The organism is Candidatus Polarisedimenticolaceae bacterium, from assembly GCA_036376135.1.
Classification (GTDB): domain Bacteria; phylum Acidobacteriota; class Polarisedimenticolia; order Polarisedimenticolales; family DASRJG01; genus DASVAW01.
In genome coordinates this window covers 1-8930 of the sequence record DASVAW010000151.1, presented here as the reverse complement: position 1 = coordinate 8930, position 8930 = coordinate 1, and the positions used below count along the sequence as shown (strand labels likewise).

Genomic DNA, 8930 nt, shown 5'->3' with positions numbered 1-8930 from the left:
TCGTCGTCGCGAGCCGCGATCGAGAGCGCCGTCCCGCGCGCCGCCCACGCCGGAGCCGAGGCCGGATCGAGCTCGATCGCGCGTCGGCTCGCCGCCTCCGCCTCGGCGAGCGCGGCCGGCGTCCCTTCGGCGTGCCGGTAGAGATAGGACCAGCAGTCGGCGAGGCCGGCGTGCGCGGCGGCGAATCCCGGGTCGAGCTCGACCGCGCGGGAGAACAGCTGCAGCGCGAACTCGATGTCCGACCGCCCGAACTGCTCGTAGAAACGACGCCCGCGAAGCCAGTAGTCGTAGGCCTGGACGTCGTGCGTGGGGGCGCGGGCGAGCGGACCTCGACCCGGAACGGCGTCGAGCGCGGCGACCACCGAGCGCGCGATCTCCTCCTGCAGGCCGAACACCCCCTCGTCGTCGCGGTCGTAGCTCTCCGACCAGATCGCCGCGTCGGTGCGGGCGTCGACGAGGTGGACGGTCACCCGCAGGCGCCCTCCCGCCCGCCGCACGCTCCCCTCGAGGAGCGCGGACACTCCCAGTCGCCCCGCGATCTCGCGCGTGTCGAAGGCCGCGTCGCGATAGAGGAAGCTCGAGGAGCGCGAGGCGACCTTCAGCCCCGGCACGCGCCCGAGCGAGGCGAGGATCTCCTCGGCGATCCCGTCGCAGAGGTGCGCCTGGTCCTTCGCGGGGCTGCGATCCACGAACGGGAGGACCGCGACCGATCCGTGCCCTTCCGACCGTCCGGGGTCCTCTTTCAGACGTTCGAGCGCGAGCGCGAGCTCCGTCGCCGAGGAGAACCGGCGCGAGGGGTCCTTCTCGAGGCAGCGCCGGAGGATCGCCCCGAACGCCGACGGGATCGTCGGGTTGGCGACGGCGGGATCCTCCGGAGCCGACCCGGGCGTCAGCGGCTCCCCCGTCGCGAGCGCGTGGAGGATCGCGCCCAGGGCGAAGAGGTCGGCGCGATGGTCCACGCGCTCCCCGCGCAGCTGCTCGGGTGCGGCGTACCCGAACGTACCGGAGAACGCGCCCGCCAGGCTCTCGGTCGTCGCGTCGCCGGTCGCGGGCTCGCCGCGGAGCAGCGCGAGACCGAAGTCCAGGATCTTGATCGAGCCGCCGGCGGTCACCATGATGTTGGCGGGCTTCAGGTCGCGGTGGACGATTCCGCGCGCGTGCGCCGCGGCGACCGCGCGGCACAGCGGCAGCGCGATCCGGAGCAGGTCCTCGTACGGCAACCCGCCGGGCCGGATCGACCGCGCGAGCGTCTCCCCCCGGACGAGCTCCATCGTGAAGAACACGACGCCGTCCGCCTCCTCCACCGCGTGCAGCGTCACGATGTTGGGATGGTCGAGGGCGGCGACGGCCTTGGCCTCGCGCTCGAATCGCGCGCGCCGGACCGGATCGGCGGCGAACCGGTCGGGGAGCACCTTGACGGCGACCTCTCTCCCGAGGCGCGTGTCGAGGGCGCGCCAAACGACCCCCATCCCGCCTTCGCCCAGGATCTCGAGAAGGCGGTAGTGGCCGAGGTCCTGCCCGACGGCGACGTGCATCGCGCCCTCCAGGGAGGAACACCCGCAGTTTAGACCTTGATCAAGGATCCATCGACGTTCCCCCTCCCGGCCCCTACGATCCCCGCGTGAGCGCCTCCGCGACCGATCCCGCCGCCCGCGTCGTCGCCGAGCTTTCGGTCGCGATGGGCCGCCCGGCTGCGGTGAGCGAGGCGATCGCCGAGCTCGGCCCCTCCCCCGACCCGTCGGCGCTCGAAGCGATCGGCGCGGCCCTGCGCCGCGCCTCCGGTCCTGCGGCGGCGGCGGCGGGACGGGCGCTCGTCGCGATCGCCCGCGAGGCGGCCGACCCCGCGCCGTGCCTCGAGGCGTTGTTCGCGGCACGGGACGGCGGCGTGCTCGCGGCGGCGCTCGAGGCCGCGCGCGAGCTCGCCGCGTCGGGGCGCTTCCGGACCGGACCGCGGGCCACACGCGCGCTCGCCGAGCGCCTCGACGCCGAGGCTCCCGAGGAGATCCTCGGCCGGGCCGCGGCGGCGCTCGGCGACGCGCTGCGCCCGCTGTGGATCGAGGGCGAGACGCCGGGAGAGCGCCTGCTCGCGGCGCGCCTGCTCGATCTCCCCGGCGAGCCCGCCGCCGCGTCCGATGCGAGGACGGTCCTCGGCGCTGCGGCGTGGTCCCGTCTGCGGGGGTACCTCGAGTACACCCGGGCGAGCCACGCCGACCTCGCCCACCTCGCCGCCGCCGGCGGGGGCACCCCGCCGGTCGTCGAGGGGATCGTGCGCGCGGAGCGCTCGGAAGGCGAGGCGACGGTGCGCGCGATCGCCGCGTCGTTCGGCTGGCCGGGCCTCGCGCTCGGGGTCGAGACCCGCCGGCTCGATGCGATCCGCGCGGGATCGTCCTTGCCGCTGTTCGTCCCCCCCGAGGCGGCGCGGATCCTCGCCCGATGCCCCGACGCGGCCGCGGAGGGGCGCGTGCTCCTCGTGACCGGGCACGGCGGGATCGCCGGCGAGTCCCCCGGGAAGGCGGGCGCGGACGACGCCGTCTCGCGCTTCCGCGCCGCGAACCTCCTTCACGCCGAGGCGCTGCGGGAGATCCTCGCGGTGGCGCCGCTGGACCGGGCCCGCGTCGCGCGCCTGGTCGAGGCGACCGACAGGATCGTCGAGGCCCATCTCGGCGTCTTCGACACCCTGGACGACCAGAGCGGGGCGATCGCGGCCACCTGGGCGCGCCTCCGCGCCGCCCTCGACGCGGCGCTCTCCCGGGAATCCGACGACGGACCGATGTCCGCGGAGGTCACGCGCCTGGTCCTGGCCTTCGAGGATCCCGCCTGCGCCGCCGACGTGCGGACGATGCACGGGCTGAAGCGCTTCCTCCACCAGCGCGGCCTTCGCCTGGGCTTCCGACTCGTGAAGGCCGGTCGCACCACGAATCGCACGGTCGGCCTCGCCGTCGTCGCCGGGGAGCGCGTCCTGCGACGCTGCGACGCCATCCGTTACGTGGACTTCGAGCCCGACCCCGCCTCCCGGGCGATCCCCTTCGCGGTGCGCGCCCTCGCGGAGGCGTACGCCCTCGCGCTGCTGCACGGCCGCGCGACCTTCCCCGCGTCGCGCGTGTACGGCTACGGCAACGAGGTCCACTACTACCTGACCTACGGGAGCCACCCCGCGTTCCTCCGCGTCGACTGGGCGCCTCCCGCCCGGGGCGGGATGGTCGATCTCGAGTTCTTCGGCGTGAGCCGTTACGACCTCGAGAACCATCCGGCCCGAGGCCTCGAGGCGCTCCAGCATCTCTTCCGCCGGCTCGACTTCACCGTCACCGTCGAGCCCACCACCCGCGTGCACGCACGTTACGACAAGGAACGGGCCCGCGACCTGGGCGATCTCGTGGAGCGGGCGCGTGCCTTGTTCCGTCTCGCCCCGTATCTCATGGACCTCGACTGGGTGCTGGGCGACCTCGCGCTCGAACCGGCGGCGCGCGAGCTCGCCGCGCGCGCGTGGTCCGAGCGCTTCGAGCGGTGGGGCAGCCTCCCCTACGACCGCATCCTCACCTCGGACCGGCTCGGGATCGTCGCCCGCGAAGAGGACGGCCCCGCGGGACGCGAGGAGATCCGGTGGGACGGATCCCCCCCGTACCGCGACCGCCTCCACGTCGACGCCGAGGCGCCGATCCTCGCGACGCTCCGGGAACGTTGCTCGGCGCTGGGTCTTCCTCCCGACCCGATCGACGCCTGCGCGCAGCTTCCGATCGAACGGGGCCTCGTCGAGCCGCTCGAGTCGGCGATCACCCGCGGCGCCGTCGTCCTGGACGACGGCGAGCCCGTGCGGGCTCCCACGGACCTGCGGCGCGAGATCTCCCCCGCGGAGTCCTTCGCGCGCACCCTCGCGGCGGGCGTCGACGCGGTCGTCGAGTCGATCCGCCTCGCGCACGTCGTGTTGCCGATCGAGCGGGCGCTGTCGTTCCGCACCACGGGGGGCGTGAACGGCCACGAGGTCCAGTCGGCGTCGCTTCCCCTGCGGGAGTGCCGCCTGTGGCTCCACGTCCTGCGCGACGCGCGCGGGCTCGTGCGGCTGGCGCGGCTCTCCCCCGCGCCGACGCTGGCGCTCGATCGCCCGCGTCCCGTCGGCGGGTGGCGCGAGGAGACCGGTCTCGGCGCGACCGAGTCCGCAAAGCGGCTGCGGGCGGCCGGGTACGAGCCGGCCTCTCCCGAATGGCCGTCTCCCGAGCGCGAGCGCGCGGAGGCCGAGGCGCTGATCGAGCGGTTCTCCGCCGCGAATCCGTGGGCGCGCACGCGGCCGCTGGCGGGAGAGCGCGTCGTCCCGGGGACCGCCGCCGCGCCGGGCCGCGCGGCGGGGCGCGCGCGCCTGGGAGTCGGATCGAACGTCGAGGGCGCCGTGCTGGTCGTTCCGACCCTGCGCCCGGAGGACGGCCCCCGGCTCGCGACCGCAGCCGGCATCGTCGCCACCTCGGGGGCGGTCCTCAGCCACGCCGGATTCGTCGCGGCGCAGTGGCGCAAGCCGGCGATCGTCACGCGGGGGGCTTGGCCGGCCGGCACCGCGCGCGTCGATCTCCCCGCCGAGGTCGTGGAAGAGGACGAGACGCAGGTCGGCGACTTCCACGTCTCGGTCCGGCGCGGGAGCGGCGAACGCCCGGTCGCGGTCGGCGACGGGGACCTGCTGGTCGTCGAGGGGGACCTCGGTTTCGTGCGCGTCCTCGGGAGCGCCCCCGACGCGATCGCCCTCCACGAGGGATTGCGCGCCCTGGACGCCGCCGCGCACCGACTCGCGTCGACGCGCGATCCCCGCGAAGCCCTCGAGGCGCGCGGCGACCGGCTCCGCTGCCGGCATCGACTCGTCGCCCTCCTCAGGGAGCTGCGCGACCCGATCCTCGCCGACCACGCCGTGCGCGAATGCGTGCTCGCCGGAGCATCGACCGCCGACCGCGGCGAGCTCCTCGCCGCGCTCCTCTCGAACCCGGAGATCGGCCCCCTCGCGCGCATCCGCTCGCGGCGCCTCGCATCGGATCTCGCCCGCCGGGCGCGCGACGCCCGCGAGGAGGCGGCGATCCGTATCCCGGCGGCCTCGAGCCTGCACGAGGTCCTGGCGCTGCGCTCGCGCGCCCACGCCCTCGACCGGGCCCTGCGCGCCACGGCCGGCGCGCTGGCCGCGGGGGGGCTCGACTCCGGACTCGCCGTCCCCGACGACGTCGCCGCTCTCGATCCCGCCGCGACGCACCGGATCGAGGCCCTTCGCGCGGAGATGCTCGACCGTCTCGAGCGGGAGCCGACGCGCCACCTCCTGCGCGCGATCGAGCGCCTCGACGCCCTCTCCCGGGCGGAGCGCGATCCGCGTGTCGGAGCCGCCGCGGAGGCGATCGCGGCGGCGGACGCCCGAAGGGCGCAGGCGCGGCACGGCCGTTTCGTGTTGCCTCCCGAGGACTGCGGCCTCGACGCGCTCGCGGACGTCGGCGGCAAGGCGGCGAACCTCGGCGAGTTCGACAGCGCCCCGTGGTTCGTCGTCACCGACGCCGCATTCCGCGCGACGCTGGCCCCGATCGAGGCCGCGGTCGCGGCGATCGTCGCCGACGTCTCGCGCGGCGTGGGCGCCCGCGCCTCCGAGGTCCGCGCCTGCTTCGAATCGGCGCGCCTGCCCTCCGCGGTGGGCGAGGCCGTCGCCCGCGCCTATGCGTCCCTCGGCTCGCCGCGGGTCGCCGTGCGCTCCTCGGCGCTCGTGGAGGACGCGGAGGACGAGGCCCACGCCGGCGAGTTCGACACGTTCCTTGGGGTGCACGGGGAGGAGGAGGTCCTCGCCCACGTGAAGCGCGCGTGGGCGGGGTTGTGGAACGAGCGGGCCCTGCGCGCGCGCGACCTCGGCCGCTCGCACGGCGCCGCCGGAGGCGGGGTGATCGTGCAGCCGCTGGTGGAGGCGACGACCGCCGGGGTGGCGCAGACGGTGAACCTCGCGGCGGACGAGCCCGGCGAGATCGTCATCAACGTCGCGCTGGGCCTGGGCGAGGGAGTCGTCGCGGGCACCGTCCCCGCGGACCGGATCGTGGTCGTCAAGGAAGGGGACCTCGAGCGCGGGCCCCTGCGCTTCCGGTACGACGTCGCCGACAAGCGCGAGCGGGTGGTCGTCGACCGCGCATCCGGGCGGACGGTGCGCGTCGAGAGCCTCTACCACCAGCGACTGCGTCCGGCGCTCGAATACGTCGAGCTCCTCGAGCTCGTCGCCGCGGTGACGCGGCTCGAGCGGCGCTTCGCGCAGCCGATCGACGTGGAGTTCGCCTTCGACCGCGCGGGTCTCAAGATCCTGCAGGTGCGGCCCCTTCCCGCCCATGCGGCGCTCGTGCGGGAAGCCCTGGAGGATTGCGGCATGACTTCCGTCGATGGCCTTGCCGCGGGGCGCGGGTCTACGATCGGGCCATGATCCGCGAAGAAGACGCCCTCGCCTACCACGCCTCCGACCGGCCGGGGAAGGTCGAGCTCCGGGTGACGACCCCCTGCCTCACCCCCCGAGACCTGCGTCTGGCCTATCTCCCCGGGGCGACCTTCCCGGCGGCGAAAATCGTCGCCGATCCGGAGTGCGCCTTCCGCTACACGGCCAAGGCGAACCTCGTCGCGATCGTCACGAACGGCTCGGCGGTCCCGGGCCTCGGGGACGTCGGTCCGGCGGCCGCCAAGCCGATCCAGGAGGGGATGGCGGTCCTCTTCAAGCGCCTGGCCGATCTCGACGTCTTCGATCTCGAGCTCGCCGAGACCGACCCGGCCGCCTTCGCCGCCACCGTGCGACGCCTGGAGCCGACCTTCGGCGCGGTCAATGTCAAGGACGTCCGCGCCCCCGAGGGGCTCGAGCTCTACGACCGGCTGTCCGAGACGCTCGACATCCCCGTGTTCCACGACAACCTCTACGGATCCGCGGTCGTCGCGATGGCCGCGCTCACCAACGCCCTCGAGCTCGTGGACAAGAAGGTCGGCGACGTGAAGGTCGTCGTCTGCGGCGCGGGCACGGTGGGGATCGGATGCGCGCGACTGCTCACCCACCTCGGGGTCCCCGGCGAAAACCTCCTCGTGTACGACCGACAGGGGCTGCTCCACTCCGGCCGCACCGATCTCCACGGCTACCAGCGGCCGTTCGCGCGCCCGTCGCGCGAGCGGACCCTCGCGGAAGGGTTGCGCGGCGCCGACGTCCGCCTCGGGGCCTCGGCGGCGGACGTCGTCTCGGTGGAGATGATCCGCTCGATGGGACGCTGGCCGATCGTCTTCGCGCTCGCGACCCCGCGCCCCGAGATCGACTGGGAGCAGGCGCGGGCGAGCCGGCGCGACGTCGTGCTCGCGACCGCGCTCGATCAGCATCCGAACGCGGTGCTCGACCTGCTGAGCGTTCCGTACATCCTGCGCGGCGCCCTCGACGTGCAGGCGCGGCGGATCACCCCCGGGATGCTCCTCGCCGCGGCGAAGGCGCTGGCCGACCTCGCGAAGGAGGAGGTCCCCCCCGAGGTCGAGCGCGCCTACGAGAACGAGCGGTTCGCCTTCGGCCCGGACTACCTGCTCCCGAAGGCGATCGACCCGCGGATCCTCCCCCGCGAGGCCGCCGCGGTCGCGCGACAGGCCGTGGAGGAAGGGGTCGCCCGTCGCCCGGTCGACAACCGCGCGTACGAAGAGGCGCTGTCGGTCCGCATGGGAACGGGGCGGGAGATCGTGCGCGGCCTGATGCTCCAGGCGCGCCAGAAGCGACCGCGGGTCGTCCTCGCCGAGGGGGCCAACGAGACGGCGCTTCGCGCGTGCAGGATCCTCGTGGACGAGGGGATCGCCCGGCCGGTCCTGCTCGGCGTCGAGATGGAGGTTCGCGAGGCGGCCGAGCGCCTGCGCCTCGATCTGGGCGACGTGCCGGTGATCGACCCGGCGCGCAGCCCCCGCTACGCCGCCTACGTGGACGAGTTCTTCCGGCTGCGCCGGCGCCGCGGCGTGATCCGCGCGACCGCCGAGGAGCGGCTGCTCCAGCGCGACACCTTCGCCGCGATGATGGTCCACTCCGGCGACGCCGAGTTGTTCGTCGGCGGGCTCACCGCGCACTACGCCGACTCCCTGCGGACGACCCTCGAGGTCGTCGGGCCCGCATCCGGCGTCCGCCGGATCTCGAGCCACTACCTCGCGCTGCTCTCCAAACGCGTGGTCCTGCTCGCCGACTGCGCGGTGAACATCGATCCTTCCGTCGACGACCTCGCGGAGATCGCGCTTCTCGCCGCGAAGTCGGCGCGGTCTCTCGGCCTCGAGCCGCGGGTCGCGCTGCTGTCGTTCTCGAACTTCGGGAGCGTCGACCACCCCTTCACCCGCAAGATGAGGGAGGCGGCCGCGATCGCGCGCGAGCGCGCGCCGTCGATCCCGATCGACGGCGAGATGCAGCTGACGATGGCGCTCGACGCGGGGCTGCGGAAGACCTATTTCCCCTTCTCCGAGCTCGCCGGCGAGGCGAACGTGCTGGTCTTCCCCGACCTGCAGTCCGGCCACCTTGCCCTCAACATCCTCGAGCAGTTCGGCGACGCGACCGTGGTCGGGCCGGTCCTGATGGGGACGCGCCTTCCGGTCGTCCTCATGCAATACGGCGTCACCGCCGAGCAGGTCGTGCACGCGGTGACGGTGGCGGTGGTCGAGTCCGCCTGACCGGCGACCGCACCGCGCACCGCGCGCCTCACCTCTCAATGCGCCTGGATCGACTCCAGGTAGTCCACCAGATTCGCGACCCGGAGCATCGCGCCGCCGGGGGTTCACGGGTAGCGGGAATCAGGGACTGTCCCTAATTCCCGCTTTCGACCACCGCCACCGTCACCGCGTGCACGACCTGCTCGGCGGTGACGCCGTATTGCATGAGGACGACCGGAAGGCGCGTCCCCATCAGGACCGGCCCGACCACGGTCGCGTCGCCGAACTGCTCGAGGATGTTGAGG

3 protein-coding genes are annotated in these 8930 nt (G+C 74.3%); 2 read left to right on the top strand and 1 reads right to left on the bottom strand.

Annotated elements, in window-relative coordinates; translation table 11 throughout:
• A partial coding sequence (locus tag VF139_15815; GenBank protein ID HEX6852864.1) for a serine/threonine-protein kinase occupies positions 1-1535 on the bottom strand: 1535 nt, incomplete at its 3' end.
• 86 nt (positions 1536-1621) lie between these two features.
• Between VF139_15815 and VF139_15810 the strand changes: the two genes are divergently transcribed.
• Positions 1622-6412 (top strand): PEP/pyruvate-binding domain-containing protein, encoded by a 4791-nt coding sequence (locus VF139_15810; protein HEX6852863.1) that lies wholly within the window; start codon positions 1622-1624, stop codon positions 6410-6412.
• Positions 6409-8646 carry a phosphate acyltransferase gene (locus tag VF139_15805; protein HEX6852862.1) on the top strand — a complete coding sequence of 746 codons (2238 nt, stop codon included), beginning with the start codon at positions 6409-6411 and terminating at the stop codon, positions 8644-8646. The genes VF139_15810 and VF139_15805 overlap by 4 nt, the downstream gene beginning before the upstream one ends.
• The last annotated feature ends 284 nt before the right edge of the window (positions 8647-8930 follow it).

What these genes read in the sequence shown, in the direction of transcription:
- VF139_15805 (HEX6852862.1), top strand. Translation starts at nt 6,409, where the DNA reads ATGATCCGCGAAGAAGACGCCCTCGCCTACCACGCCTCCGACCGGCCG.